This window comes from Actinoplanes sp. NPDC048791 (assembly GCF_040650095.1).
Lineage (GTDB): Bacteria > Actinomycetota > Actinomycetes > Mycobacteriales > Micromonosporaceae > Actinoplanes.
Genome location: NZ_JBEZGQ010001406.1, coordinates 1 through 1,744, shown reverse-complemented (window position 1 = coordinate 1,744; position 1,744 = coordinate 1). Strand labels below are relative to the sequence as shown.

The following is a 1,744-nucleotide window of genomic DNA, read 5'->3' as shown; positions in this document are numbered from 1 at the left end:
TCCCAGTTGGTGTCCAGCGACGTGCCGACCCCGCGCGCCCGGGCCCGTTCGAACACGCCGGCCAGCCCGGCCGCCAGCTGCGGCTGCAGGTAGAGCGACGCCACGTGCAGGTGCCGGGTCGCGGCCAGGTGCTCGTCGGTGACGTCCTCCGGCCGCAGCGTGGGGATCGTGCCCGGCAGGGTGAGGATCGCCCGGTCGTCCTCGGGCGGAGTGAGGATCACGCTGAGCCCGGTCGGCAGGCCGGTCGCCGTACGCGGCTGGATCAGTGCCACGCCCCGCTCGGTGAGGCGCTCGCGGGTGATGTCGCCGAACACGTCGTCGCCGATCGCGGTGAGCAGCGACGTCGTCAGGCCCAGCCGGGCGCAGCCGGCCGCGGTGATCGCCGCCGAACCGCCGAGGACCAGGTCCGCGCCGGTCAGCAACTGCTCGGCCTGACCGAAGCGTGGGCGTACGTCGCCGCGCAGCACCAGGTCCGGGTTGGCGTCGCCCACCACGAGCACGTCCATGAAGTCCTCCGCTGCCTCGACCACTGTCCAAATGAACAATCTGAATTGCACACTTGCCGTTTTCCGCCCCTGGCAAGCGGCCCGACAGCACCATACGCGCACAAACGACTATTGACACCTGTGCGTTCGATCAGTTGAATCGCTGACAACGATCGAGCCCAGCCGGTACCCAGCCCGGCACCTCCTGCGCCAGGGTGGCCGGCACCGCACCCGAGGCGGGGCAGATCCCTGAGCATCGCCGGGAGTCTCAGTCGTGATCACCCGTACCGTTCGCCGCTGGATCGCCGCCGGAGCGGCCGCCCTCACGGTCGCCGTCGGGTTCAGCCTGCACGCCGACGCGGGCACCACCGCCCGGATCGCCGCGGCCTACACGCTGCCGCCCGTCAACGCCACCTTCGACTACCAGATCGGCCAGGCCTACACCCCGCCCGCCGGGGTGCGCGTCGTCAGCCGCGACCGCGAGGCCGCGCCGGCCGCCGGGCTCTACAACATCTGCTATGTCAACGCCTTCCAGGTGCAGCCGCAGGAGGCCACCTGGTGGCAGCAGCACCACGACGACCTGCTGCTGCGCGACGCCAAGGGCCGGTACGTGATCGACGGCGCCTGGGACGAGATGGTGCTCGACATCCGTACCCCGGCCAAGCGCACCGCCCTGGCGGCCATCGTCAACGGCTGGATCGACGGGTGCGCCGCCAAGGGCTTCCAGGCGGTGGAGCCGGACAACATCGACACGTACGACCGGTTCTCGGGCCTGCTCACCCGCGACCAGGCGGTGGCGTACCTGCGGCTGCTCGCCCCGCACGCGCACAGCGCCGGGCTCGCCATCGCCCAGAAGAACACGACGACCCTGGAGGGCCGGGGCAAGGCGGCCGGGCTCGACTTCGCGATCGCCGAGGAATGCGGCCGGTACGGCGAATGCGACGCCTACACCGATGTCTACGGCGCCAACCTGATCGTCATCGAATACACCAGCGGCGCCTTCAAGAAGGCCTGCACGGCGGTCGGCGCGAGCGTCTCGGTGGTACGCCGCGACGTCGACGTCACCGCGCCCGGCAGCGGCACCTACGTCTACCAGGCCTGCTGAGCCGATGATCGTCACGGTCACCCTGAACCCGGCGCTCGACCTCACGTACGAGGTCGACGCGCTGGTGCCGCACGGCACCCACCGCGTCACGACGGTCGCCGAGCGGCCCGGCGGCAAGGGGCTCAACGTGGCCACGGTGCTGCACGCGCTCGGC

The 1,744-nt window shown here is 71.1% G+C and carries 2 protein-coding genes; one reads left to right on the top strand and one right to left on the bottom strand.

Going from position 1 to position 1,744, the window contains the following annotated elements:
* The coding region (locus tag AB0C29_RS46845; protein ID WP_360834647.1) for a carbohydrate kinase family protein at positions 1-530 on the bottom strand (530 nt) is incomplete at its 3' end.
* Between the two features lie 229 nt (positions 531-759).
* Between AB0C29_RS46845 and AB0C29_RS46840 the strand changes: the two genes are divergently transcribed.
* Entirely contained in the window at positions 760-1,590 is an 831-nt protein-coding gene (locus tag AB0C29_RS46840; protein ID WP_360834645.1) for an endo alpha-1,4 polygalactosaminidase, read from the top strand.
* The last annotated feature ends 154 nt before the right edge of the window (positions 1,591-1,744 follow it).